General features: G+C 62.2%; 24 protein-coding genes and 3 tRNA genes. 21 read left to right on the forward strand and 6 right to left on the reverse strand.

Annotated elements, in window-relative coordinates; all coding sequences use genetic code 11:
- Window positions 1–14 precede the first annotated feature (14 nt).
- The 14 genes from PQQ51_RS05875 to nagZ all read left to right on the forward strand — a co-directional run bounded on the left by PQQ51_RS05875 (window position 15) and on the right by nagZ (window position 13,294).
- Window positions 15–446: a hypothetical protein gene (locus PQQ51_RS05875; protein WP_408495575.1), complete on the forward strand. Its 432-nt coding sequence runs from the start codon at window positions 15–17 to the stop codon at window positions 444–446.
- 101 nt (window positions 447–547) lie between these two features.
- A complete protein-coding gene (rpoE, locus tag PQQ51_RS05880; RefSeq protein ID WP_006051939.1) occupies window positions 548–1,147 on the forward strand; it encodes an RNA polymerase sigma factor RpoE in 600 nt (199 codons plus the stop codon).
- Between the two features lie 83 nt (window positions 1,148–1,230).
- Complete coding sequence (locus PQQ51_RS05885) at window positions 1,231–1,848, forward strand: sigma-E factor negative regulatory protein (protein ID WP_408495576.1); 618 nt, start codon at window positions 1,231–1,233, stop codon at window positions 1,846–1,848.
- A gap of 4 nt (window positions 1,849–1,852) precedes the next feature.
- Window positions 1,853–2,896 carry a MucB/RseB family sigma factor regulatory protein gene (locus tag PQQ51_RS05890; RefSeq protein WP_408495577.1) on the forward strand — a complete coding sequence of 348 codons (1,044 nt, stop codon included), beginning with the start codon at window positions 1,853–1,855 and terminating at the stop codon, window positions 2,894–2,896.
- Between the two features lie 35 nt (window positions 2,897–2,931).
- Complete coding sequence (locus PQQ51_RS05895) at window positions 2,932–4,458, forward strand: DegQ family serine endoprotease (protein ID WP_408495579.1); 1,527 nt, start codon at window positions 2,932–2,934, stop codon at window positions 4,456–4,458.
- A gap of 1 nt (window position 4,459) precedes the next feature.
- Window positions 4,460–4,717 carry a glutaredoxin family protein gene (locus PQQ51_RS05900; protein WP_408495580.1) on the forward strand — a complete coding sequence of 86 codons (258 nt, stop codon included), beginning with the start codon at window positions 4,460–4,462 and terminating at the stop codon, window positions 4,715–4,717.
- A 194-nt stretch (window positions 4,718–4,911) separates the two neighbouring features.
- A complete protein-coding gene (gene lepA, locus PQQ51_RS05905) occupies window positions 4,912–6,705 on the forward strand; it encodes a translation elongation factor 4 (RefSeq protein WP_408495581.1) in 1,794 nt (597 codons plus the stop codon).
- A gap of 18 nt (window positions 6,706–6,723) precedes the next feature.
- Window positions 6,724–7,617: a signal peptidase I gene (gene lepB / locus PQQ51_RS05910; protein WP_408495582.1), complete on the forward strand. Its 894-nt coding sequence runs from the start codon at window positions 6,724–6,726 to the stop codon at window positions 7,615–7,617.
- Between the two features lie 173 nt (window positions 7,618–7,790).
- On the forward strand, window positions 7,791–9,104 hold the full coding sequence (gene rnc / locus PQQ51_RS05915; protein WP_408495583.1) for a ribonuclease III: 1,314 nt from the start codon (window positions 7,791–7,793) through the stop codon (window positions 9,102–9,104).
- A 53-nt stretch (window positions 9,105–9,157) separates the two neighbouring features.
- Window positions 9,158–10,057, forward strand: a complete 900-nt coding sequence (gene era / locus PQQ51_RS05920; RefSeq protein WP_408495584.1) for a GTPase Era — start codon at window positions 9,158–9,160, stop codon at window positions 10,055–10,057.
- Window positions 10,044–10,970, forward strand: a complete 927-nt coding sequence (recO, locus tag PQQ51_RS05925) for a DNA repair protein RecO (protein WP_408495585.1) — start codon at window positions 10,044–10,046, stop codon at window positions 10,968–10,970. The genes era and recO overlap by 14 nt, the downstream gene beginning before the upstream one ends.
- Window positions 10,967–11,731, forward strand: coding sequence for a pyridoxine 5'-phosphate synthase (pdxJ, locus tag PQQ51_RS05930; protein ID WP_408495586.1), 765 nt, complete (start codon window positions 10,967–10,969; stop codon window positions 11,729–11,731). Before recO ends, pdxJ begins: the two co-directional genes overlap by 4 nt.
- 16 nt (window positions 11,732–11,747) lie before the next feature.
- Window positions 11,748–12,200, forward strand: a complete 453-nt coding sequence (gene acpS / locus PQQ51_RS05935) for a holo-ACP synthase (protein WP_408495587.1) — start codon at window positions 11,748–11,750, stop codon at window positions 12,198–12,200.
- A gap of 65 nt (window positions 12,201–12,265) precedes the next feature.
- Window positions 12,266–13,294, forward strand: a complete 1,029-nt coding sequence (gene nagZ / locus PQQ51_RS05940; protein WP_408495589.1) for a beta-N-acetylhexosaminidase — start codon at window positions 12,266–12,268, stop codon at window positions 13,292–13,294.
- A 133-nt stretch (window positions 13,295–13,427) separates the two neighbouring features.
- Here nagZ and PQQ51_RS05945 read toward each other — a convergent pair whose 3' ends face one another.
- From PQQ51_RS05945 to earP, 4 genes are all read right to left on the reverse strand, one after another.
- A complete protein-coding gene (locus tag PQQ51_RS05945; RefSeq protein WP_408495591.1) occupies window positions 13,428–14,810 on the reverse strand; it encodes a sigma-54-dependent transcriptional regulator in 1,383 nt (460 codons plus the stop codon).
- An 87-nt stretch (window positions 14,811–14,897) separates the two neighbouring features.
- Window positions 14,898–15,104, reverse strand: a complete 207-nt coding sequence (locus PQQ51_RS05950) for a CsbD family protein (RefSeq protein ID WP_408495592.1) — start codon at window positions 15,102–15,104, stop codon at window positions 14,898–14,900.
- A 281-nt stretch (window positions 15,105–15,385) separates the two neighbouring features.
- Window positions 15,386–15,943, reverse strand: coding sequence for an elongation factor P (gene efp, locus PQQ51_RS05955; RefSeq protein WP_408443560.1), 558 nt, complete (start codon window positions 15,941–15,943; stop codon window positions 15,386–15,388).
- Between the two features lie 430 nt (window positions 15,944–16,373).
- Complete coding sequence (gene earP / locus PQQ51_RS05960; protein WP_408495593.1) at window positions 16,374–17,567, reverse strand: elongation factor P maturation arginine rhamnosyltransferase EarP; 1,194 nt, start codon at window positions 17,565–17,567, stop codon at window positions 16,374–16,376.
- Between the two features lie 417 nt (window positions 17,568–17,984).
- Between earP and uvrC the strand changes: the two genes are divergently transcribed.
- The 6 genes from uvrC to PQQ51_RS05990 all read left to right on the forward strand — a co-directional run bounded on the left by uvrC (window position 17,985) and on the right by PQQ51_RS05990 (window position 22,958).
- Complete coding sequence (gene uvrC, locus PQQ51_RS05965; RefSeq protein WP_408495595.1) at window positions 17,985–20,237, forward strand: excinuclease ABC subunit UvrC; 2,253 nt, start codon at window positions 17,985–17,987, stop codon at window positions 20,235–20,237.
- Window positions 20,238–20,382: 145 nt separating this feature from the next.
- Entirely contained in the window at window positions 20,383–20,976 is a 594-nt protein-coding gene (gene pgsA / locus PQQ51_RS05970) for a CDP-diacylglycerol--glycerol-3-phosphate 3-phosphatidyltransferase (RefSeq protein WP_408495597.1), read from the forward strand.
- A gap of 224 nt (window positions 20,977–21,200) precedes the next feature.
- A tRNA-Gly gene (locus PQQ51_RS05975) sits at window positions 21,201–21,276 on the forward strand.
- Window positions 21,277–21,353: 77 nt separating this feature from the next.
- A tRNA-Gly gene (locus PQQ51_RS05980) sits at window positions 21,354–21,429 on the forward strand.
- Window positions 21,430–21,534: 105 nt separating this feature from the next.
- Window positions 21,535–21,608: transfer RNA gene (locus PQQ51_RS05985), tRNA-Cys, on the forward strand.
- 189 nt (window positions 21,609–21,797) lie between these two features.
- Window positions 21,798–22,958 (forward strand): site-specific integrase, encoded by a 1,161-nt coding sequence (locus PQQ51_RS05990; RefSeq protein WP_408495599.1) that lies wholly within the window; start codon window positions 21,798–21,800, stop codon window positions 22,956–22,958.
- Window positions 22,959–22,992: 34 nt separating this feature from the next.
- Here the strand turns inward: PQQ51_RS05990 and PQQ51_RS05995 are convergent, their stop codons facing one another.
- Together PQQ51_RS05995 and PQQ51_RS06000 are read right to left on the reverse strand one after the other, a co-directional pair.
- Window positions 22,993–23,214, reverse strand: a complete 222-nt coding sequence (locus PQQ51_RS05995) for a hypothetical protein (protein WP_408495601.1) — start codon at window positions 23,212–23,214, stop codon at window positions 22,993–22,995.
- Between the two features lie 58 nt (window positions 23,215–23,272).
- Window positions 23,273–23,923: a GNAT family N-acetyltransferase gene (locus PQQ51_RS06000; protein ID WP_408495603.1), complete on the reverse strand. Its 651-nt coding sequence runs from the start codon at window positions 23,921–23,923 to the stop codon at window positions 23,273–23,275.
- 159 nt (window positions 23,924–24,082) lie between these two features.
- On the opposite strand from PQQ51_RS06000, the gene PQQ51_RS06005 reads away from it, so the two are divergent.
- Window positions 24,083–24,325, forward strand: coding sequence for a hypothetical protein (locus PQQ51_RS06005; RefSeq protein WP_408495605.1), 243 nt, complete (start codon window positions 24,083–24,085; stop codon window positions 24,323–24,325).
- Window positions 24,326–24,329 lie beyond the last annotated feature (4 nt).

Genomic DNA, 24,329 nt, shown 5'->3' on the forward strand with positions numbered 1-24,329 from the left:
CCGTCGGATCGGCCTTGTCCGACGGAGTGCCGCAACATATCGAGTTGCGGCACTCCGTCGCGGTGCGCGCTGCGTTGACGGTTTTCGTGCTGATCGCCTCATTAGCTGTGCATTCCTGCCTCGCGTCGCATCTGGGCGCCCGGCAAGCTGTTCCGTTAGCGTTCGCCGCGGCGGCGCTGCTGACGTTCCTCGCGGTGAAACACGAAGCTGCACGGCCCGTCGCTCTCAGAATCGGGCCGCAAGGGTTGTCCGCGTGGGATCGGGCAGGCCGGCTGGTAGCGCAGGGGCGTATTGCCGGCTGCTCGCAATGGAGCAGCCGCTTGCTGGTTCTGGCGCTTGCGCCCGAGCAGGGTCGCCCGCACACGCTGCTGGTCGCCGCCGACGCGCTGCCTCGCCCGGTATTCCGTGAACTCGCCGTGCGAGGCCGGCATGCCGCCGGCGCGTGACTGTAACGACTGTAACCGCTGTTACCGGAGTAACGTGCCGCGATGAAGGGGACGCTACAATGGTCCTCCGCCATGCGCCCTATAGTTAACGGATTTATCAGGTGAGCGAAAAAGAAATTGATCAGGTGCTGGTCGAGCGCGTCCAGAAGGGCGACAAGGCCGCGTTCGAGCTTCTGGTCTCCAAATACCACCGCAAGATTCTCCGGCTGATCTCCCGCCTCGTGCGCGACCCCGCCGAAGTGGAAGACGTCGCTCAGGACGCGTTTATCAAGGCGTACCGGGCACTGCCGCAGTTTCGCGGCGAATCGGCTTTTTATACGTGGTTGTACCGGATTGCGGTCAACACGGCGAAGAACTACCTTGCGACCCAGGGGCGGCGCGCACCGACGTCGACCGAAGCAGATGCTGAAGAAGCTGAAACTTTCTCGGACGCCGACCAACTAAGGGATATCAACACGCCCGAGTCGATGTTGATGAGCAAGCAGATCGCCGAGACGGTCAATGCTGCGATGGCGGTTTTACCGGAAGAGTTGCGCACCGCCATTACTCTTCGTGAAATTGAAGGTTTGAGTTACGAGGAAATCGCTGAGATGATGGGGTGCCCGATCGGCACCGTCAGATCACGAATTTTTCGCGCTCGCGAAGCCATTGCGGCAAAATTGCGTCCGTTGCTTGACACACCCGAAGGCAAGCGCTGGTAAAGCACCGGCCGGCCGGGCGGGGCACGGATGCAATATCTGGATTAGTGGTGTCACTACGGGGTATTTGTAAGATGGGGAGCATCATGGGGTCGGTCTCGATGCAATCGCAAGTCAGCTCGCGTGGCGAGCGTCTGTCCGCCGTTGTCGACGGTGAGGTGTTCGGCGAAGAGCATCTGAATCTGGACAAGTTTCTTTCCGAGCTGGACGGCGATGATCGCGCCGCCTGGTCGAGCTATCACCTGATCGGCGACGCGCTGCGTTCCGACGATCTGGCGGTCAGCCCGGCGGCAAGCAGCGTGTTCCTGAGCGGTTTTGCCGCTCGCTTCGACAATGAGCCGCACGTGCTCGCGCCGGCTGCGATGCCGGTTGCTCGTCGTCTGCTGGCGCTGCGTCGCCGAGTCGTGCCGGCATTCGCGGTCGCCGCCGCGGCTGCCACGCTCACCTGGATCGTCGTGCCGCAGTTGCAGGGCGTGCCGGGCGCTTCGCAAATCGCATCGGTGCAATCGCATGGCGATTCGCTGCAACGCGTGGCGATGGCGCCGGCAGCGGCGCTCCAGCCCGTGTCACAAGACGCGAATATCATTCGCGACGCCAGTCTCGATCAGTATCTGGAAGCTCACCAGCAATTCGCGCAACAACCGGTCATGGCGGGTTCGATGCCGTTGATTCGCGCTGCCGCTGTCTCTACGCAAGGCCAATAGTTTGATGCAGACTCCGCGGTTGAATATAACGACTATCTGGGGGCGGCTGCCGGCATTTCTGTTCTGCGCAGCCGTGTTGATGTCCGCTACACCGCGGGTCTTTGCACAAACCGACGACCCGCTCGTCGCCCGTCGCACGGCCGCGGATCTGCTCGATCGCATCCATCAGGCCGCACAGCAGCAGAACTACGAAGGCGCATTCGTCTATCAGCGCGGCAATTTCGTTCAGACGTCGCGGATCTCGCACTACGCGACCCGCACGGACGGCGAATTCGAGCAACTCGAAAGCCTCGACGGCAAGCCGCGCAAAATGCTGCGTCATAACGAAGACCTGTACACGTTCGTACCCGAACGGCATCTGTGCGTGGTCGAAAAACGCCAGAACAAGGATTCGTTCCCGGCTCTGCTGGCCGTCAGCGGCGAGCAGGTGCTTTCTGTGTACGAGCCCAAATTGCTCGGCGACGACCGCGTGGCGGGTGTCGACAGCCAGGTGATCGAGCTCGATCCGAAAGACGCGTATCGTTTCGCGTACAAGCTGTGGGCCGACAAGAAAACGGGTCTGTTGCTGCGCGCGCAGACGCTCGATCCGACGGGCCAGGTGCTCGAACAATTGTCGTTTTCGCAGATTCGTATCGGCGTGCCGGTCGATAAGGCCGGCATCGTCAGTGGGATTCGCAATACGGCGGGGTGGACGGTCGTGCGTCCGCCGGTCGAGCCGGTGGATATGGCGGCGCAAGGCTGGCAGATCACGCCGAGCGTGCCGGGCTTCCGCAAGATTCGTGAGTTGCGTCGGCCGATGGCCGCGCGCGACGCAGGCCAGCCGACAATTCCGGTCGACCAGGCGGTGTTCTCCGACGGCCTCGCGGCGATTTCCGTATTCGTCGAGCCGGTCGAAAACAACACGCGCAAGGAAGGCGCGGGCAGCAGCGGCGCCACGCATGTGCTGGTCAAGCGGCGCGGCGACTTCTGGATTACTCTGCTGGGTGAAGTGCCCCAGACCACATTGCAGCAGTTCGCGTCTGCCATAGAATATAAAGCTCCGAAGTAATCCTCCGAATCCTGAATCCCTCGGCTCGCTACGATATGACGACTTTCTCGGTGCGCAAATTCCTCGCGGCCGCGGTGGTGGCGGCATGTTTGCCGCTGGTACCGCATACGGCGTCGGCGGCCTCCGCTGCCAACCTGCCCGATTTCACTGACCTCGTCGACAAAGTCGGACCGGCGGTCGTCAACATTCGCACGACCACGCGTGTGTCGAACAGCGGCGCGCGCGGCGGTCTGCCGCCGGGCATGGACGACGGCGACATGTCGGAGTTCTTCCGCCGCTTCTTCGGCATTCCTTTGCCGCAAGGGCCACAAAGTCCGCAAAATCCGCAATCGCCCGGCTCGCCGCGCGGCGGCGATAACGGTGGCAGCGGCGGCAGCCAGGATTCCCCGGACAACAGCGATCCCGAACAGAACAGCGGCGTGGGCTCCGGCTTCATCCTGTCGGCCGACGGTTACGTGATGACCAACGCGCACGTTGTCGACGACGCGGACACCATCTACGTCACGCTCACCGACAAACGCGAATTCAAGGCGAAGCTGATCGGTGTCGACGATCGCACCGACGTGGCCGTCGTGAAGATCAGCGCAGCCAATTTGCCGACCATCACGATCGGCGATTCGAACAAGGTACGCGTGGGCGAATGGGTCGTCGCGATCGGTTCGCCGTTCGGCCTCGAAAACACGGTGACCGCCGGTATCGTCAGTGCGAAGGGACGTGACACAGGCGACTACCTGCCGTTCATCCAGACCGACGTGGCCGTCAATCCGGGCAACTCGGGCGGTCCGCTGATCAATATGCAGGGCGAAGTAATCGGCATCAACTCGCAAATTTACAGCCGCACCGGCGGGTTCATGGGCATTTCGTTCGCGATTCCGATCGACGAAGCAATGCGCGTGGCCGACCAGTTGAAAACGTCGGGCAAGGTCGTGCGCGGCCGGATCGCGGTGGCGATTGGTGAAGTGACGAAGGACGTCGCCGATTCGCTCGGTTTGCCGAAGGCACAAGGCGCGCTGGTGAGCAGCGTCGAGCCGGGCGGCCCCGCCGACAAAGCGGGTGTGCAGCCGGGCGACATCATTCTGAAGTTCAACGGTCATTCGGTCGACACGGCCACGGATCTGCCGCGCATGGTCGGCGATACGAAGCCGGGCACCAAATCCACGATCACGATCTGGCGTAAAGGCCAGACGCGCGACCTGCCGGTCACGATCGCCGAAATGCAGCCGGACAAGGCCGCGAAGGCAGATCAGAAGAAGCCGGTAGTGCCGAAGCAGCGCGCGACCAACATGCTGGGCCTCGCTGTCAGCGATATTCCTGCCGACCAGTTGAAAACGCTGAAGCTGCGTAACGGCGTGCAGGTCGATGCCGTCGACGGGCCGGCGGTGCGTGTCGGGCTGCAGAAGGGCGATATCGTGTTGCGCGTCGGCGATACGGACATCACGAGCGCGAAGCAATTCGACGACGTGATCTCGCGTCTCGATCCGCAGAAGATGGTCGCGCTGCTGGTTCGTCGCGGCGAGAACACGCAGTTCGTGCCGATTCGCCCGCGCAGCGCACAGAAATAACATGGCGGCGCCGCTCACGCTTTACGGGCGCGCGTGGTGCCACCTGTGTGAAGAGATGCGCGCCGCACTCGAGCCCTTGCTGGCCGAGTTCGGCGTACGAGTCGACGTGATCGACGTCGACGCCGATCCGGTGCTGGAAGCGCGTTACAACGAGCTGGTGCCGGTTCTGGTCTGCGACGGCGTCGAACTGTGCCACTATCACCTCGACGCGGCGCGAGTTCGCGCCGCGCTCGCAGCCCGTGTCATCGGGGCGTCCTGAGGGCCCGAACGAAGCGCGGGCCCACGCTGTTCACAAGCCGTTTTCATGCTTCTCCTGAGCCGTCTTTTCCGCCCGGACCTTGCAAGATGCGCCGGGGGATAGCCTTTTCGGCTAAAATAGATAGGTTTTTCACCTACTTACAAGGCGTGCTCCGCTATTGTCCGAGCGCGCCTTTTTCGCTTGATCGGCACTGAATGGATCATATTCGTAACTTCTCGATCATTGCGCACATCGACCATGGCAAGTCGACGCTCGCCGATCGCATCATCCAGATTTGCGGCGGCCTGTCCGACCGCGAGATGGAAGCCCAAGTGCTCGACTCGATGGACCTCGAGCGCGAGCGCGGCATCACCATCAAGGCACAAACCGCCGCACTGACGTACAAGGCCCGTGACGGGCAAATCTATAACCTGAACATGATCGACACGCCGGGCCACGTCGACTTCTCGTACGAAGTCAGCCGCTCGCTGTCCGCATGCGAAGGCGCTTTGCTGGTCGTCGACGCGAGCCAGGGCGTGGAAGCGCAAACCGTGGCGAACTGCTACACGGCGATCGAACTCGGTGTCGACGTGATTCCGGTGCTGAACAAAATCGATTTGCCGGCTGCGAATCCCGAGAACGCGATCGCGGAAATCGAAGACGTGATCGGCATCGACGCAACGGACGCCACGCATTGCAGCGCGAAAACGGGCCTCGGCGTCGAAGACGTGCTCGAAGCGCTGATCGCCAAGGTGCCGCCGCCGAAGGGCGATCCGGCCGCGCCGCTGCAGGCGCTGATCATCGACTCGTGGTTCGACAACTACGTCGGCGTCGTGATGCTGGTGCGTATCGTCAACGGCACGCTGCGTCCGAAAGACAAGATCCGCATGATGGCGACCGACGCGCAGTATCCGGTCGAACATATCGGCGTGTTCACGCCGAAGTCGAAGAATCTCGAATCGCTGTCGGCGGGGCAGGTGGGCTTCATCATCGCCGGCATCAAGGAGTTGGCCGCGGCAAAAGTGGGCGACACCGTCACGCTGGTGAATCGTCCGGCCGCGGAGCCGCTGCCGGGTTTCAAGGAAGTGAAGCCGCAGGTGTTCGCCGGTCTCTATCCGGTCGAAGCGAACCAGTACGACGCGCTGCGCGACTCGCTGGAAAAGCTCAAGCTGAACGACGCATCGCTGATGTACGAGCCTGAAGTGTCGCAGGCGCTCGGCTTCGGTTTCCGTTGCGGCTTCCTCGGTCTGTTGCACATGGAAATCGTGCAGGAGCGTCTCGAACGCGAGTTCGACATGGACCTGATCACCACGGCGCCGACCGTGGTGTACGAAGTCCTGCAGCGCGACGGCACGACCATCATGGTCGAGAACCCGGCCAAGATGCCGGAACCGTCGAAGATCGAAGAAGTGCGCGAGCCGATCGTCACCGTGAATCTGTACATGCCGCAAGACTACGTCGGCGCGGTGATCACGCTGTGTACGCAAAAGCGCGGCGCGCAGATCAACATGCAGTATCACGGCCGTCAGGTGCAGTTGACTTACGAAATCCCGATGGGCGAAGTCGTGCTCGATTTCTTCGATCGTCTGAAGTCGATTTCGCGCGGCTATGCGTCGATGGATTACGAGTTCAAGGAGTATCGCGCGGCCGATGTCGTGAAGGTCGACATGCTGATCAACGGCGACAAGGTCGATGCGTTGTCGGTGATCGTGCACCGTTCGCAGAGCCAGTATCGCGGCCGCGAAGTCGCCGCGAAGATGCGCGAGCTGATCCCGCGTCAGATGTACGACGTAGCGATTCAGGCCACCATCGGTTCGAACATTATCGCGCGCGAAAACATTAAAGCGTTGCGTAAGAACGTGCTGGCAAAATGCTACGGCGGCGATATCAGCCGTAAAAAGAAACTGCTGGAAAAGCAAAAGGCAGGTAAGAAGCGAATGAAGCAGGTCGGGTCCGTTGAGATTCCGCAAGAGGCTTTCCTCGCGATTCTGCGTGTCGAAGACAAATAAGACGAACAACGGAACCTTATGAATTTTGCGCTGATTCTTTTTGTGCTCGTCATTTTGACGGGCGTCGCGTGGGTCGCAGATAAACTGGTTTTCATGCCGCAACGGCGTCGCGCGGCAGACGCCGTGGTCGCCGAGTTCGACCGCCAGCAGGCGCGTGTCGGCGAGCGTTTCGCCGACGAAAACGCGGCGCAAACGCGTGCGCGTCTGCGTGACGACAAGCTGCGTCAGCCGTGGTGGCTCGAGTATTCGGCAAGCTTTTTTCCGGTGATTCTGGTCGTGTTCGTCGTGCGTTCGTTCGTGGTCGAGCCGTTCAAGATTCCGTCGGGTTCGATGGTGCCGACGCTGCTGGTGGGCGACTTCATCCTCGTCAATAAATTCGACTACGGCATCCGTCTGCCGATCACGAATACGAAGATCACGTCGGGCCGTCCGCTCGAACGCGGCGACGTGGTGGTGTTCCGCTATCCGAAAGACGAATCGGTCGACTACATCAAGCGCGTGATCGGCTTGCCGGGCGACACCGTGGCCTATCAGGACAAGCAACTGACGGTCAATGGCAAGCCGGTGCCGGAAACGCCGCTGTCCGATTACCTCGACGAAGAGCGCCTCGGTTACGCGAAGCAGTTCGAAGAAGATATCGGCGGCCGCAAGAACGCCATTCTGAATAATCCTGCCGTGCCGCCGTTTATCGTCGGCGCCGAAGACTATCCGTATCGCGACAATTGCACGTACAACGCACGCGGCGTGATCTGCAAAGTGCCGCCCGGCAATTACTTCATGATGGGCGATAACCGCGACAACAGCGCGGACAGCCGTTATTGGGGCTTTGTGCCGGATAAGAATCTCGTCGGCCGCGCGTTTTTCATCTGGATGAACTTCAGCGATCTGAAACGCATCGGGCCGTTCCACTGAGCACGCTGCAGCGCTTTCACGACACGCCGCGTCGGTGGCCCAACGTAGGTCACCTCCATCGCGGCGTGTTATCACGCTACTTTAAGAACACGCGGTAACGTCGCTTCGCCACGCTTTTTCCGCAAGCCGTCCCGCGTTTCCGCCGGGGCTGGCGCCCGCGTTATACTCTGCCCATGCCCCTATCTCCGTTGGAAAGCCGTCTGCGCTATGAATTTCGCAATGCGGAATTGTTGCGCCAGGCTTTAACACACCGCAGTCACAGCGCCACGCATAACGAACGGCTCGAGTTTCTCGGCGATTCTGTTCTCAATTGCGCGGTGGCTGCGCTTTTGTTCCAACGTTTCGGCAAATTGGACGAAGGCGATTTATCGCGCGTCCGCGCCAATCTGGTCAAACAGCAGTCGCTTTATGAAATCGCTCAGGCCCTGAATATCTCGGAAGGGCTGCGGCTTGGCGAAGGCGAGTTGCGCAGCGGCGGTTTCCGCCGGCCGTCGATTCTTGCGGATACGCTGGAAGCGGTGCTGGGCGCGGTGTTCCTCGACGGCGGCTTCGACGCGGCCCAGACGGTCATCAAGCGCCTGTATGTGCCGATTCTCGATCACATCGACCCGCGCACACTCGGCAAGGACGCCAAGACCTTGTTGCAGGAGTATCTGCAAGGTCACAAGATCGCTTTGCCGACTTACACCGTGGTGGCGACGCATGGTGCGGCGCACAATCAGCAGTTCGAAGTCGAGTGCACGGTGCCGAAGCTGGACGTGAAGGTGTCCGGCTCCGGCGCGAGCCGTCGCGCGGCCGAACAGGCGGCGGCCAAGAAAGCGCTCGACGAAGTCATGGCGGCGGCGCCCGCGGTGGTCGCCAAGCCGAAACGCTCGAAGGGTGCCCGCGCGGCCAAGAAGAATGCCGAAGCTGAGATCGTGCCCGGGGTGACCGGCGTGCAGGCCGCGCTCGATTTGCGCAGTCCGGATCGCAAGGAACGTGGCGCTGGAAGGGGCGACGCGCGTAACGCCGCCAATCTCAATCACGTGGAATCCCCGGTGACTGAACGGCCGGCGTCGGCGCCAGCCGTTGCGCCTTTAGCCGTGATTCGCGCCGCGCATGTCGAGTACAGCGGGCAGGAACGAACCGATCGCGGCGACAAGGCTGAAAAGCCGGAGAAGTCGGCGGCTCATTCCGCGGAGAAAGCTGTGGCCGATAAGCCTGCCGCAGACAAGCCCGACGCCAAAGCCGCAGACGCCAAACCGCCCGAAGCGAAGCCGGCTGAAGTGAAACCGCCCGAAGCGAAACCCGTCGAAACAAAAGCGGCCGAAACAAAACCCGCAGATTCCAGACCCGACCCCGCCGCCGCACGCAGCGTCGACAAACACCGCAGCCGCGAAGCCACCGCTGGCGCAGCCGTCGCCACCCCCGGCGCCGTGGCGCAACCCGAACTCGAACCCGGCGTAGCCGACGCGGTGCAAACGCGCGTCGCCGACGCGGGCCATTGATTGCCCTCGGCGCGCGTCCTCGTGCGTCGATCTGAACCTGCCGTAGCCCGAATATGAACGCTCCCACACCCACTGGTTTCCGCTGCGGCATGGTCGCGATCGTCGGCCGCCCGAATGTCGGCAAATCCACGCTGATGAACGCGCTGGTCGGCCAGAAAGTCAGTATCACGTCGCGCAAGGCGCAGACCACGCGCCATCGCATCACCGGCATTCACACGCTCGAAGACGCGCAATACATTTTCGTCGACACCCCCGGCTTCCAGACCAAGCACAGCAGCGCGCTGAACCGCTCGCTCAATCGCGCGGTCACGTCCACGCTGACCGCGGTCGACGCGATCCTGTTCGTGATCGAAGCCGGCCGCTTCGGTCCGGACGACCAGAAGGTGCTCGACCTGATTCCACCGTCGGTGCCTACGCTGCTGATCGCCAACAAGCTCGATCGCGTGTCGGATAAGGACTCGCTGTATCCGTTCATGCAGCAAGTGAGCACGCTGCGCCAGTTCAACGAGATCGTGCCGTTGTCGGCCAAAAATCTGGACGACATCAAGCGTCTGATGGCGACCGTCAAGCCGTTCCTGCCGGAAGGCGCGCCGATCTACGGCGAAGACGACCTGACCGATCGCAGCGAACGCTTCCTCGCCGCCGAAATCCTGCGTGAAAAAGTGTTCCGCTGGACCGGCGACGAACTGCCGTACACAAGCACCGTACTGATCGACAAGTTCGAAACGGAAGGGCGCCTGCGCCGCATTTTCGCGACCATCATGGTGGAGCGCGACATGCACAAGGCGATGATCATCGGCCAGAAGGGCGCGAAGCTGAAGCAGATCAGCACGGAAGCGCGCCTCGACATGGAAAAGCTGTTCGACGGCCCCGTGTATCTGGAAACCTTCATCAAGGTGAAGAGCGGTTGGGCCGACAACGAAGCCGGACTTCGCGCGTATGGGTACGAATGACGCGTGGATGACGCTGAATTCCGACGCCGACCCGGACGATCCGGAGCCGGCTGCGCCGGCACGCGAGCCGTCCAGGCCGGCGCGCAGTACCAGAAAATCCTCATCGGCTAAAAGTGCGCAGAGCAGCCAGAGCGCCGGAGGCGAACCGCAGAAGCCCCCGCGCGCGCCTACCCGTCGCGCGCCCCGCACGTCCGCCTCCGACTACCGGATCGCGGAACAGCCCGCGTTCGTTCTGCATAGCTATCCGTACCGCGAAACCAGTTTGATCATCGACGTACTGTCGCGCGATCACGGCCGTCTCGCACTCGTCGCGAAAGGCGCGAAGCGTCCGCACTCCGCGTTGCGCGGCGTGCTGCAGACATTCCAGCCGCTCGCGCTGTCGTGGAGCGGCAAGTCCGAGGTGCGCACGCTGACCGGCGCGGAATGGGTCGGCGGCATGTTGCCGCTGGCGGGCGACGCGCTGCTGTGCGGCTTCTACGTGAACGAGCTGCTGGTCAAATTCTGCGCGCGCGAAGATCCGCATCCGCAACTCTTCCATCACTACGTCGTCACGATGACGCGTCTCGCGCACGACGAGCCGCCCGTCCAGGTGCTGCGCTCGTTCGAACGCGTGCTGCTGCGCGAAACCGGCTACGCGATGGCGCTGGATCGCACGGTCGCGCGCAAGGCGGTGCATGCCGAAGGCCGCTACGTGTTCGATCCGGAGCGCGGCGTGCGCGAAGCATCGGACGAATTGCCCGCACAATGGCCGGTGATTTCGGGGCAAACCTTGCTCGATATGGAAAAGGACGATTACCATCGAGCGCAGACCGTCGCGCAAAGCAAAACGCTGATGCGCTTTCTGCTCAACACTTATCTGGGTGGCACGCCGCTCGCGACGCGCCAGATCCTGATCGACTTGCAGAACCTATGAGCTTCTTTCTTACGTCGCCGAATGTGATTGACCTGGGCGTGAATATCGATCACGTCGCCACGCTGCGCAACGCGCGCGGCACGTCCTACCCCGATCCGATCCGCGCCGCGTTGATGGCCGAAGAGGCCGGCGCCGATGTGATCACGCTGCATCTGCGCGAAGACCGCCGGCATATCGTCGACGCCGACGTGCGCAAGTTGCGCCCGTTGCTGAAAACGCGGATGAACCTCGAATGCGCGGTCACGCAGGAAATGCTCGACATCGCCTGCGAGGTGCAGCCGCACGACGTGTGCCTCGTGCCGGAAAAGCGCCAGGAACTGACGACCGAAGGCGGCCTCGACGTCGCCGGTCAGTTCGACGCGGTGCGCGCGGCCTGCAAGCAACTCGCCGAAGCGAACTCGCGCGTGTCGCTCTTCATCGACCCGGACGAAACGCAGATCCGCGCCGCGCACGAAGCGGGCGCGCCGGTGATCGAGCTGCACACTGGCCGTTATGCGGAAGCGCACGATCCCGCTGAGCAACAGCGTGAGTTCGAGCGCGTCGTGCGGGCCGTCGAATTCGGCGCGACGCTCGGCATCAAGGTGAACGCGGGTCACGGCCTGCACTACACCAACGTCCAGCAGATCGCCGCGATCGACGGCATCGTCGAGCTGAACATCGGCCATGCGATCGTCGCGCACGCGATCTTCGCCGGCTGGGACAACGCGGTGCGCGAGATGAAGGCGATCATGGTCGCCGCGCGTCTCGGCGCGCGCGCGTAACGCCGCCGCGCCGCGTATGTCCATTTACGGCATCGGCACCGATATCGTCCAGGTCAGCCGCGTAGCCGCGGTGATGACCCGCACCAACGGCCGCTTCGCGGAGAAGGTGCTCGGCCCGGACGAATTGCGCGTCTATCACGCGCGTCACGCGCGTTCCGCGGCGCGCGGCCTCGCGTTTCTCGCCACGCGTTTCTCGGCGAAAGAAGCGTTTTCCAAAGCGATTGGTCTCGGCATGCGTTGGCCGATGACCTGGCGCGCGCTGCAAACGCTGAACCGGCCGAGCGGCGAACCGATGGTGGTCGCGTCCGGCGAGTTGGCCGAGTGGCTCGACGCGCGCGGCATCACAGCGCGCGTGACGATCAGCGACGAACGCGATTACGCGGTGTCGTTCGTGATCGCCGAGACGGCGGACGCCGGGCAAACCGCGCCGGAGGCCGATTCCTCGCAAGCCCCGGCATCGCACGATTAAACAATCTGAGCGCGGCGCACGTCGGCCGCGTCTGTCTTTGTCCAGCTTTCTTCTGGCGGAATTCGATGAAAACCAAACCCGGACCGGTGATGTTCGACGTGGTCGGCAAAACGCTGAACGACGACGACAAGCGCCGCCTTGCCCATCCGATGACCGGCGGCGTGATCCTGTTCGCGCGCCACTACGAGAGCCGCGCGCAGTTGATCGCGCTGACCGATGCGATCCGCGCGGTCCGCGACGATCTGCTGATCGCGGTCGATCACGAAGGCGGCCGCGTGCAGCGTTTCCGTACCGACGGTTTCACCGTGTTGCCGGCGATGGGCAAGCTCGGCGCGCTGTGGGACAGCGACGTGCTGCACGCCACCAAGGTGACCACGGCGGTCGGCTATATCCTCGCCGCCGAATTGCGCGCGTGCGGTATCGATATGAGTTTCACGCCGGTGCTCGATCTGAACTACGGGCAGTCGCAAGTGATCGGCGACCGCGCGTTCCACCGCGATCCGCGCGTGGTGACGCTGCTCGCGAAGAGTCTCAATCATGGTTTGATGCTGGCCGGCATGAGCAATTGCGGCAAGCATTTCCCAGGACACGGTTTCGCGCAGGCGGACTCGCATGTGGCGATGCCGGTCGACGAGCGCTCGCTCGAAGACATCCTGCGCGACGACGTTGCGCCATACGATTGGCTCGGTTTGTCGCTCGGCGCCGTGCTGCCCGCGCATGTGGTCTACCCGCAAGTCGATTCGAAGCCGGCGGGTTTTTCGCGCGTCTGGTTGCAGGAGATTCTGCGCGGCAAGTTGCGTTTTAACGGCGCGATTTTCAGCGACGATCTGTCGATGGAAGCGGCGCGTCAGGGCGGCACGCTGACCGAAGGCGCGAGCGCCGCATTGCAAGCCGGTTGCGACATGGTGCTGATCTGCAATCAGCCGGACGAAGCTGAAAAGGTGCTCGACACGCTGCGCTTCACGCCGTCGAAGGAATCGCAACGGCGTCTCAAACGGATGCGCCCGCGTAGCAAGGCGCTGACGTGGAGCAAGCTGGTAGCCGATCCGCAGTATCTGCAAGCGCAGAGCTTGTTGCGTAGCGCGTTTGCGTAGGTTTGCGTAGGTCAGTGGTCGCGGGGCAAATAGCTCTAGCCAGCGGATTGGATAAAAAAACGGCGTCCCGGAAAGAGACGCCGTTTTTTATTGCGGCCAGGCTCGCGCTTGCCGCGAAGCCTGCCGGCCAGATTCAGTTCAAACGCATCCGTTGCAGTTTGTTGTACAGCGTCTTCGGACTGATGCCGAGCAACGACGCCGCACGATGCCGCGTGCCGCCGACCGCGTCGAGTGTCGCGCGAATCAGCATTTCTTCGACGTCCGCGAGCGGTGTGCCCACCGTCACCTGCACGCGGCTGCCGTTCAGATCGCGGCCGTTCGCCGAGCCGGCTTCGTCGGCGCGCAACGACTCCAGCACGTCGCCCGACGCGTGATACGCGCGCCGCACCCGCTCCTGCAATTCACGCACGTTGCCCGGCCATTCGTACGCGAGGCACTCACGCAGGAAATTCGGTCCGATCTGCTTGGCGGCTTCAGCCGTGCCGCGCGAGGTCGCGTCATGATTCAGATCGTCGACCACGGCCTGCGCGATCAACGCAGCGTCGTCGCCGCGTTCGCGCAGCGGCGGCAGCGTGACGGCGGCCGCTTCGAGCCGCAACGTCAGGTCTTCATGCAGGCTGCCGTCCGCGACGGCGGCGCGCGGCACCTTGCGCGTCGACGCGATCAGGCGGAAGTCGGTGACGACCTGATGCGTGCCGCCGACGCGCATGAAAGTCTGCGAGTCGAGCGCCTGCAGCAGGGCTTCCTGTTGCGCGCGCGGCAGTTCGGCGATTTCGTCGATGAAGAGCGTGCCGCCGCTCGCCTGTTCGAACAACCCTTGCTCGCGATGCTCGGCGCCGCTGAACGCGCCGCGTTCGTGGCCGAACAGCAGGCTGTCGAGCGAGCGTTGCGCGGCGAGGCTATTTGCCGTGCGGCAGTCGAACGTGATGAACGGCCCTTTGCGGCGCCGGCTCATGTCGTGCAGCGTGCGCGCGGCAACCTGCTTGCCCGTGCCGGCTTCGCCTGAAATCAGCACGGCGGCTTCGGTCGGTGCAATGTGTTCGATCGTGTCGTACACGTGCTGGATCGCGCCGCTGCGGCCGAGCATCGCACCGAAACGGCCGAGCTGACGCAGCGACGCACGCAGCGTCTGGACTTCTTCGGTCAATTCGTACGGACGCGGGATGCGCGCGAGCAGACTGCGCAGACGCGGGATATTGACCGGCTTCAACAGGTAATCCCAGATGCCATGACGCAAACCCTCGATCGCGCTCTCGACCGTCGCATTGCCGGTCATCACGATCACGGGCAGCGCGCCGCCGGGCGGATGCGCGGGCAGGTGTTGCAGCACGTCGAGGCCGCTGCCGTCCGGCAGGTTCAGATCGACCAGGACGACGTCGGGGATGAAACGGGTCAGCGCCGACCGGGCCTCGGCGATGGTGGTCGCGGTGTCGACGGAGAAGCCGTCGGCGGCGAGGATGGCGGACAGGCCTGACAGGCTATTGGGATCGTCTTCAACAATTAGCGCATGTGGCATAGCGGTCGCAGTTTTTTGGATTGAGGGGAGACCCGCCGCGCGCTGCCGTTACTTCGGCGCGCACGGGGGGGCGCGATGGCTGGCCGCTCAGAAATGACGGTTGCTATCGAAAAAACGCCGGACTTCGAGTTCAGCCTGTTCGCGGGTCTTGCCGTAACGTTCCTGGATCATCCCGGCGAGTTTGTCCGCGCGGCCTTCGGCCTTGGTCAGTTCGTCGTCGGTCAGTTCGCCCCATGCCGTCCTGGCTTTGCCGAGCAATTGCTTCCACTTGCCTTCAGCGATGTCGTTATTCATGTCGCTTCTCCGGAGGTGAAAAAATAAAGCCATATGGCTGTATCAGCAAAGAAGCATGGACCGTGCCACAGTTATTTGCATAAGCTTATCAATGGTTTGACGGGCGCAACAATGGGAGTTAAGGCCGCTGGCCTGGCAATTTTGTTACGGCTACCGGTAAAGATTGCCTCAACCATACAGGGCGGCGCAAAAAAGAAAAAGCGCCCCGCAGAGGGGCGCTTTTTTTACGAATTTTTTTACGCCGTACCGGGAAGGGTTCCGGTGCGACGTTCGTCAGACGCTTAGGCGCGACTGCGGTATTCGTGCGTACGCGTGTCGATTTCGATCTTGTCGCCGATGTTGCAGAACAGCGGCACCTGCAGTTCGAAACCGGTGGTCAGCTTGGCGTTCTTCAACACCTTGCCCGACGACGTATCGCCCTTGACAGCCGGTTCCGTGTAGATGATTTCGCGAACCAGCGTGGTCGGCAGTTCGACCGAGATCGCTTTTTCGTTGTAGAACACGACTTCGCAAGCCATGCCGTCTTCGAGGTAATGAAGGGCGTCGCCCATCATTTCGCCTTCGACTTCGAACTGGTTGTAGTCGGCGTCCATGAACACGTACATCGGGTCGGCGAAGTACGAGTACGTCACTTCCTTGCGTTCCAGCACGACGACGTCGAACTTGTCGTCAGCCTTGTACACGTTTTCCATGCCTGCGCCGGTCAGCAGGTTCTTGAACTTCATTTTCACGACGGCGGAGTTGCGGCCCGACTTGTTGTATTCGGCCTTTTGCACGACCATCGCGTCGCTGCCGATCATCACGACGTTACCGGTGCGGAGTTCCTGTGCGGTCTTCATAAAACTGTCCTGTACGAAATAAGTAGCTTCAACTTTTGCTCAACGGCATACGGCGCAAGCGGCTTCGGCGCTTCTCGCACTGCGGCGCCGCGCGAAGCGGTTCGGCCGGGATAGTGCGAAAGGCGAGGCCGGCATGCCGCGGTGACCCGCGGCAAGGTTTGCGAAGCTGCGGCGGCCGATACAGCCGTTGCAACCTCTGCAATGTCCTGCAATCCGTTACCTGCTTTTTTACCCTGTGCGGGCGTGTACACGAGTGGCGCCGATTCGCAGCATGCGCCCCCTTTTTGACATTTCTGCCAGCTCGCCGGCCGCTCGCGGGTTTCACGAGGACCGCCGATGCGTCTGAATCGCACATCGGATGACGCGAGATTTTCCGGGGTTGATTGCTGCGTTCGGGCTGCGCTTGCGTCGTCGGCCGTTGGATAACCGCTTATTTTAACTGACTTTTTGTGAACAAGGCCAGATTTCCGGCGAGGTCGCCGACTTGCGCGAGTTCGTCCGCCCATTGCGCCGCGCGGTTTTTCAGGGCGGCGCGGTGGTGCTGGAATGCGGCCCAATCCGGCTGGCCGGCGCCGTTCCACGCGTGCCAGAAGCGCGCCAGCGCATGGCGGGCGTCGGCGGGCAGGGTGCGCGCATAGTGGGCGAGCGCGGCGTCGAGCTTGGGCAGATGGGCGTCGTCGGCTTGCGGATAGATCTGCCAGACGAAGGGTTTGGCGGCCCATTGGGCGCGCACGAAAGAATCTTCGCCGCGGACGAAGTTGACGTCGCTCGCCCAGAGCAGCGCGTCGTAGCCGGTTTGCTCGGTGAACGCGAGCGCATGCGCGCTCAGGCTGCCGCGCTCGGCGTGGGCGCCGGCGGCGAAATCCGGCAAGCCGAAAAAGCGCGCGAGCGCGCCCGAGATGCGGCCTTCCGGGACCAGCAGGACGATCGGTGTAGCGCTGTCGCGCCATTGATCCAGCAAACTGTCCACGGCGGGGTTTTCATAGGCGAACAGCGAGATCACGGTGGCGCCCGAAGGTGCTGCGCGGCCCGTGGTGTTCAGCCACCAGGCGTCGCGCGCCGGTTGCGACGCGTCGAATGCGTCGCGCGCGGCGTCCAGGTGGCGCTCTTTCAGCACGCCGCCGGTGCCGGGGCCGAGTCCCGGGAAAAAGAACGTCTTGGTAAGCGGATAACGCGGATGAGGCGACGGCCGCAAATGGAAATCGGCGACCCAATCCTCGGCGCTCAGATACTCGAGGTTGAACCACACCGGCGCGCGTTCGCGCTGCGCCATCGCCGCGACGTACACCGGCGGCAGTTCGCACGCGAACGCCTCGATCACCACGTCGGCGACTTCCAGCGTGTCGCCGGCATGCACCGGCTCGTGCCAGTGTTCGACGACGATGCCGTCGATCGTCTGGCGCGCGCGCTCCAGTTGCAACGCCGGACAGAGCTTCTGGAACGCGTGCAGATCGTCGACGAACACGCGCACCTGCCAGCCGTGTTCGTTCGCCAACTGGCGGGCGAGTCGCCAGCACACGCCGATGTCGCCGAAATTGTCGATCACCGCGCAGAAGATATCGCAGGCGATGGTGTCGGACGCGGTCGCGGCGGCGGTGTCGGAAGAGGGCGTAGCGGAGGACATGATGGCCTGGGTCGCGGGTTGGAACGTGTGGAGCGGGCGAGAAGATCGGCCCGGCGGCGCGGCCGCTGCGCATTCGGCTGCCGGAGTCGTTCACTCGACCGAAAGCGGCCCACGGCGCGGGCGATTCGATCCGCGCGCTTCGAACGCGCGTGGAATGTTCTAAACTGGCGATTCTAAAGTACCCGCGGCGGAACTGCGTCGCACGCGACAACTGACAGGCGGCGCGCAGAACGCGGCGGAAAAGCCAGACAAACCGGACAAACCGGACGAACCGGACGAACCGGGCAAACGCGTTAGCCGGGCGTGGCATTCACCTTCGGCGCACACCGGCCGCCCCGTGCGCGCAACGCACGCCGCAGTGTGCCGCGAGAATGCACAAAACCGTCGAGACACCGTCCCACATCCAACCGATTCTGCATGACCGAACCCGAAGCAACCGACGCTTTCGAGCCGAAAAAAGTGCTCGCCCAACTGCCGCATCTGCCCGGCGTCTATCGCTATTACGATACGCAGGGCGCCGTGCTGTACGTGGGCAAGGCGCGCGACCTCAAGAAACGCGTGTCGAGCTACTTCACGAAGACGCAACTGTCGCCGCGCATCGCGATGATGGTGACGCGCATCGCGCGCATCGAGACGACCGTCACGCGCTCCGAGGCTGAAGCGCTGCTGCTCGAAAACAACCTGATCAAGGCACTGGCGCCGCGCTACAACATCCTGTTCCGCGACGACAAGTCGTATCCGTACCTCAAGCTCACCGGCCACAAGTTTCCGCGCATGGCGTACTACCGTGGCGCGGTGGATCGCATGAACCAGTACTTCGGGCCGTTTCCGAGCGCGTGGGCCGTGCGCGAAAGCATCCAGATCCTGCAGCGCGTGTTCCAGTTGCGCACCTGCGAAGATTCCGTGTTCAACAACCGTACGCGGCCGTGTCTGCTGCATCAGATCGGCCGTTGCACCGCGCCGTGCGTCGCGGCGATCAGCGAGGAAGATTACGCGCGCGATGTCGCGAACGCCTCGCGATTTCTGCTCGGCCGTCAGGGCGAAGTGATGAAAGAACTCGAGCAGAAGATGCACGCATTCGCGGGCGAGCTGAAGTTCGAGCAGGCCGCCGCGGTGCGCAACCAGATGAGTTCGCTGTCGACGGTGCTGCATCAGCAGGCGATCGAAGTCGGCAGCGATAGCGACGTCGACATTCTCGCGGTGGTCGCGCTCGGCGGTCGTGTGTGCGTGAACCTCGCGATGGTGCGCGGCGGCCGGCATCTCGGCGACAAGGCTTATTTCCCGGCGCATGTGGAAAGCGCGTTGACCGTCGACGAAGGCGGGCTCGAGGACGGTCGCGACGATGTCGTCGGCGGCGCGGGCTTGGGAGCGGCAAGCGCAGCGCATGCAATGGCTGGGTTGACGGACACGGCCGATGCGCTCGCTATCGCCGCGGACCTGCGTTCGGAGGACGAAGATGACGCGGGAGACGAATGCGACGCGGGCGACGAGGTTTTGAACGACACCGTCGATCCCACGGAAGGCGAGGAGGCCGACGTCGACGCTGAAACTGAAGCAGGCGATGCAAGCGAAGCAGGCGAACGCGCCGAACCATCCAGACGCCGCAAGAACCGCACAACCGGCGGCATCGAATCGGAAGTCCTCGAAGCGTTCATCGCGCAGCATTACCTCGGCAACCGCGTGCCGCCCGTGCTGGTGGTCAGCCATGCGCCGGCCACGCGCGAACTCGTCGACGTGCTGATCGAGCAGGCCGGCCACAAGGTGACCGTGCTGCGTCAACCGCAAGGTCAGCGGCGCGCGTGGCTCGCGATGGCCGAGCAGAACGCGCGGCTCGCGCTCGCTCGCCTGCTCTCCGAACAGGGCTCGCAGCAGTCGCGCACGCGCGCGCTCACCGATACGCTCGGAATGGAGTGCGACGACCTCGCGCATCTACGGATCGAATGCTTCGACATCAGCCACACGATGGGCGAGGCAACGCAGGCGTCGTGCGTGGTCTATCACCATCACAAGATGCAGTCGTCGGAATACCGCCGCTACAACATCACCGGCATCACGCCCGGCGACGATTACGCGGCGATGCGCCAGGTGCTCATGCGCCGCTACGAGAAGATGGTCGCGCAAGCCGCCGCGAACGCGGTCGACCAGGCGGCCGAACTGCAACCGGATGCGGCCGCCGATCCATCGCTCGCCGTCGATGCCGCAGAGCCCGCGGCGGCGGGCGGCATCCTGCCGACCATCGTGTTGATCGACGGCGGCAAGGGCCAGGTCGAAATGGCGCGCCAGGTATTCACGGAGCTGGGTTTGGATACGGGCATGCTGGTCGGCGTCGCGAAGGGCGAAGGGCGCAAGGTCGGCCTCGAAACGCTGATTTTCGCGGATGGCCGCGCGCCGCTCGAACTCGGCAAGGAAAGCGCGGCGCTGATGCTGGTCGCGCAGATCCGCGACGAGGCGCACCGCTTCGCGATTACCGGCATGCGTGCGAAGCGCGCCAGGACGCGCCAGACCTCGCGGCTCGAAGAACTCGAAGGCGTGGGCGCGAAGCGGCGTCAACGATTGCTCGCGCGCTTCGGCGGATTGCGCGGCGTGGTCGCGGCGAGCGTGGAAGATCTGGCGAGCGTCGAAGGTATTTCGCAAGCGCTGGCCGAACAGATCTATCGCCAGTTGCATTGAGCGCGGCGGGCCTGGCTCTCGCGACAGTCCCGCCGACAAACTCCACCGCAGACGCTACGCCCAAGGCCGCGCGCGCCGCTTTGCTTGTGGCAGGACTTGTGACACGGCACAATTGCATCTCCCTTGCCAGACGCTGCGCCTGCCCATGCCGTTTAATTTCCCGATTTTCCTGACCTGGCTGCGGATCGTGCTGATTCCGCTCGTCGTCGGTGTGTTTTATTTGCCGGACATGATGATGAGCCCCGCGCACCGCAACCTGGCGGCCGCAACGATCTTCATTCTGGCGGCGCTGACCGACTGGTTCGACGGTTTCCTCGCCCGCAAGTGGAATCAGACTTCGGCGTTCGGCGCGTTTCTCGATCCAGTCGCCGACAAGCTGATGGTGACCGCCGCATTACTGGTGCTGGTGCAACTCGCGCGAATCGATTCGGCGATCGCGCTGGTGATTGTGGGTCGCGAAATCGCGATCTCGGCGCTGCGCGAATGGATGGCGCAGATCGGCGCTTCGAAGAGTGTCGCCGTGAACTCGCTCGGCAAGTTCAAGACCGTCTGCCAGATGGTCGCGATTCCAATGCTGCTGTTTTATGGAACGCTGCCGTTCGGTGGCGGGGTGTCGGTGGATACGCGCGTGTGGGGGCTGTGGCTGATTTATCTGGCCGCCTTCCTGACGATCTGGTCGATGCTTTATTACATGAAGCTCGCGTGGCCACAGATCCGTGAACGCGGTGGCGTCGCGTGATCTGCCGATGAACGGACCTAACGTATTGATGCGCGGAGAAAATTTTGTGCGAACGCGGCGCGCTCACCTTGAGTGAAATCTGTTCAGCAAAAGACATTCGCAAAAGGGGTTGACACGTTTCAGCCGTTTCTCCATAATCTCGTTTCTCCGATGCACGCAGTACGAAGCGCGGAACGCAGTAAAGCAGTAGTAGCAGTAAATTGGCAGCAGTTAAGCAGTAATACGCGGGAGTAGCTCAGTTGGTAGAGCGCAACCTTGCCAAGGTTGAGGTCGCGAGTTCGAGCCTCGTCTCCCGCTCCAGTTTTCGAAGCAGCGTGTTGTTTGGTGACGTAAAGTTTGGCGCAATAAAACGGCAACGCGTTGTGAAGCAGTGCAATGCGGGAGTAGCTCAGTTGGTAGAGCGCAACCTTGCCAAGGTTGAGGTCGCGAGTTCGAGCCTCGTCTCCCGCTCCATACATGAGGGGAAGCAACGCTTCCCTTTTTGTTTGGTGGGCTGATCGAACAGATTGGTCGCCAGACAAAACCTGAGAATCTGCAACTAGGTTCCAGTCCGCTTGCGGCGCGATAGCAAAGCGGTTATGCAGCGGCCTGCAAAGCCGTTTAGGCCGGTTCGACTCCGGCTCGCGCCTCCAGTAGTTGATGCTCTGAAAAGCCCCGCCAGTCGGGGCTTTTCGCTTTTCTGGCTCATGATTTTGCATCTTTCCATGTATGGAAATGTGCTGTCTAAAGTGGTACAAAGCCCTCTCTAACCACTCGAAAAAAACGCGAAACCACTCGCATATCGGCTCATTGGCCGTTTGCGTGAGTTTTGCGGCGGGGCTATGGCCACTAAAAGAATGCGTCCGTCCGGGACGTGGGAATACATCATCCGGCGCAAAGGCATTCTGCCAAAGCCACTTTCCCTTACCTTCGATACAGAGGAGGAGGGCGACGCATACGTCAGGCGTCTGGAGCAGATGCTCGACGCCGGCATACTTCCCGAAGATCTCGTTGCTCGCCGCAGCGAGCTGGTTACCGTCGACGATGCGATCCGCTCTTACATGATCAAGGTGTCGCTGCCCGATTCAGATATCGCGCTGCTTAACGCACTCATTGGTCGATGGACTGGGCAGGCCCTCACCGGTGTCGACTATCAATGGGTAGACGGTTGGATCAAGAGCATGAAGCGTAAGGACGTGATGGCCCCGTCGACGATCCGCCATTACGTCGGCGCACTGGCTCGATGCTTCGACTGGGTTGTGCGTTCAGGGACGCCTTCGCTCGCCACCAATCCACTGCGCCTGCTGCCTAAGCGCTATGCGACATACACCGATGAAGACTCCGCGGCTGTGCGTGCGCAAGATAAAGAGCCGAAGGAAGATGAGTACCGCGATCGCCGTCTGTTCGCGAACGAGGAACGGGCTGTAAGGCGCATCCTCGCAGGTGAAAAGCCCGAGAGCCGTCAGCGTGGTCCAGACCTGAACTTCGGGCCGGCCATGATCTTTCTCTTCGAGCTGGGCATCGAGTCCGCCATGCGGATGCGCGAAATGTACACCCTCGATGTCGCACAGGTCGACATCGGCCGCAGGACTGTGTTTCTGGACAAGACAAAGAATGGCAGCAAGCGGCAGGTGCCGCTGACGACCGTCGCGCTGCAGGCGTTCGAGGATTACGTCGAGTTGGTAAACCAGGGCAGCGCGGAGATGGACGGGTTCAGCTTCGCCGCTGGCCGGCTTTTCCCTTGGTGGGACGGGTCGCGAGATAAGAAGGTGCTGGCCGGGGTTTCAGTGCGTCTGTCGGGCCAGTTCGGGCGAATCTTCGATGCTGCCGGGTGCGGCGACTTCACGTTCCACGATCTGCGACATGAGGCCACGTCACGTCTTTACGAAAAGACGAGGCTCTCCGACGTGCAGATTGCCAAGATCACCGGCCACTCCGACACGAAGGTGCTCATGCGCTACTCAAATCTGCGCGGCAGTGATCTGGCCGTCCAGCTATGGTGACGCGGCGGCTTCGCTTGCTGCGACCCGATGAGGGCTAGCGGTGCGTCGACAGCACGATTGGCCGCCACTGGATCGGGCCAGCGCCGAAGGGATGCTGGTGATGGTTTTGCGGCGGCAACGGATGGCCGTAGACGGAGACGGCTTCGGTGCCGCAGACTTCGCATCGATAGATGCCCGAGAACGGCGTAATCGCGCTAGGCGCGTGCAACGTGTTCAGCGCAACATTGTTTATGTGCGTTAGAAAGGTGCCGAACATGTATTGCGCCATAGCATTCTCTGTTTGTGCCCGCCGCGTGCGCGAGCATGGCCAAGGATTAAACGCCCTCGTTGGGCAGGACTTGATTTGCTGCAGCCGCACGTGGCCAGAGAGACGCCGGCGGCACTTCATCCTCTGGCGAATACAGATCTCGGTACATCAAGACACTTTGCGGCGTTTGCTCGGCGACACGCCTATTGGGTCGATTGCGGTCAGCTCGTTGCTGGCGTATCTCGTTTTGAAGACTGGGCTTGAAGCCGTGCCGTTGGTAGAAAGCGATCGCCCGAGGGTCGTTAATCGCATCGACGGTCAAGAGTCGTACGGCGACGCTGTTGTTGAAGGCAAGGCCTTCAATGATCTTCAATAGCTCAGCCCCGAGTCCCGCCGATTGCATATCTTCGCGGACTGCGAGCTTGGTTATCTTGACGGCCGGGAAGTAGGTGATCGGACATTCGAAAGGCAAACCCAGCTCAAGCAGCTCAGAGCTGCGCAGCGGGAGCCCGTCGGCCGATAGACTGAAGAAAGCGGCCGGTGCACCATCGGATCCAACGAATGCGACGATGGTTTCTGTGAGGCCGTGGTCGGAATAGTCATGCGCGCTCTGCGCCAGAAATACGTCCAAGTCGCCATGGCCGCATTCAAAGCCGGCTAGGATATCTTTGTCGAGTTCGTAGATCCGTCGTAGCGCGAGTTGGGCACCCGCTGGCACTGACGTTATTTCGAGCGTCGCACGCTGTGGGGCAGCGGAGCAGCAAACGCTGCGGTCGCCGCTTCGCCATACTTGCGTAGAGTTTCGCGCCGCTCCTGCGTCAGTCGCACAGACGTGACGCTACGCACCAGCTCACGGCTGGCAGCCATAGAGAGGGGCTTGGTCGACTTGATGGCGGGCTTAGCGGACATGATTTTGGTCTTTTCGGTAGATGAAATCTACGGTGACGCTGCAATTTTGGTGCCGGAATCTTGCACACCTATTTCCGATATCGGAAACGATGGACGAAATTTAAGGGTTGGACAACGAAAAATCAACACCGTTATTAACGGTTACGTACGCCGGAGAGCAAAAATCAGCCCAAAAAGTGAATTTGTTTTTTTGGCGGTGCAAAAAAAGTAACTTT

It is taken from the genome of Paraburkholderia xenovorans (assembly GCF_046030735.1).
GTDB lineage: Bacteria > Pseudomonadota > Gammaproteobacteria > Burkholderiales > Burkholderiaceae > Paraburkholderia > Paraburkholderia xenovorans_A.

What these genes read in the sequence shown, in the direction of transcription:
- PQQ51_RS05885 (WP_408495576.1), top strand. Translation starts at nt 1,231, where the DNA reads ATGGGGTCGGTCTCGATGCAATCGCAAGTCAGCTCGCGTGGCGAGCGT.
- PQQ51_RS05890 (WP_408495577.1), top strand. Translation starts at nt 1,853, where the DNA reads ATGCAGACTCCGCGGTTGAATATAACGACTATCTGGGGGCGGCTGCCG.
- PQQ51_RS05895 (WP_408495579.1), top strand. Translation starts at nt 2,932, where the DNA reads ATGACGACTTTCTCGGTGCGCAAATTCCTCGCGGCCGCGGTGGTGGCG.
- PQQ51_RS05900 (WP_408495580.1), top strand. Translation starts at nt 4,460, where the DNA reads ATGGCGGCGCCGCTCACGCTTTACGGGCGCGCGTGGTGCCACCTGTGT.
- lepA (WP_408495581.1), top strand. Translation starts at nt 4,912, where the DNA reads ATGGATCATATTCGTAACTTCTCGATCATTGCGCACATCGACCATGGC.
- lepB (WP_408495582.1), top strand. Translation starts at nt 6,724, where the DNA reads ATGAATTTTGCGCTGATTCTTTTTGTGCTCGTCATTTTGACGGGCGTC.
- rnc (WP_408495583.1), top strand. Translation starts at nt 7,791, where the DNA reads ATGCCCCTATCTCCGTTGGAAAGCCGTCTGCGCTATGAATTTCGCAAT.
- era (WP_408495584.1), top strand. Translation starts at nt 9,158, where the DNA reads ATGAACGCTCCCACACCCACTGGTTTCCGCTGCGGCATGGTCGCGATC.
- recO (WP_408495585.1), top strand. Translation starts at nt 10,044, where the DNA reads ATGGGTACGAATGACGCGTGGATGACGCTGAATTCCGACGCCGACCCG.
- pdxJ (WP_408495586.1), top strand. Translation starts at nt 10,967, where the DNA reads ATGAGCTTCTTTCTTACGTCGCCGAATGTGATTGACCTGGGCGTGAAT.
- acpS (WP_408495587.1), top strand. Translation starts at nt 11,748, where the DNA reads ATGTCCATTTACGGCATCGGCACCGATATCGTCCAGGTCAGCCGCGTA.
- nagZ (WP_408495589.1), top strand. Translation starts at nt 12,266, where the DNA reads ATGAAAACCAAACCCGGACCGGTGATGTTCGACGTGGTCGGCAAAACG.
- PQQ51_RS05945 (WP_408495591.1), bottom strand. Translation starts at nt 14,810, where the DNA reads ATGCCACATGCGCTAATTGTTGAAGACGATCCCAATAGCCTGTCAGGC.
- PQQ51_RS05950 (WP_408495592.1), bottom strand. Translation starts at nt 15,104, where the DNA reads ATGAATAACGACATCGCTGAAGGCAAGTGGAAGCAATTGCTCGGCAAA.
- efp (WP_408443560.1), bottom strand. Translation starts at nt 15,943, where the DNA reads ATGAAGACCGCACAGGAACTCCGCACCGGTAACGTCGTGATGATCGGC.
- earP (WP_408495593.1), bottom strand. Translation starts at nt 17,567, where the DNA reads ATGTCCTCCGCTACGCCCTCTTCCGACACCGCCGCCGCGACCGCGTCC.
- uvrC (WP_408495595.1), top strand. Translation starts at nt 17,985, where the DNA reads ATGACCGAACCCGAAGCAACCGACGCTTTCGAGCCGAAAAAAGTGCTC.
- pgsA (WP_408495597.1), top strand. Translation starts at nt 20,383, where the DNA reads ATGCCGTTTAATTTCCCGATTTTCCTGACCTGGCTGCGGATCGTGCTG.
- PQQ51_RS05990 (WP_408495599.1), top strand. Translation starts at nt 21,798, where the DNA reads ATGGCCACTAAAAGAATGCGTCCGTCCGGGACGTGGGAATACATCATC.
- PQQ51_RS05995 (WP_408495601.1), bottom strand. Translation starts at nt 23,214, where the DNA reads ATGTTCGGCACCTTTCTAACGCACATAAACAATGTTGCGCTGAACACG.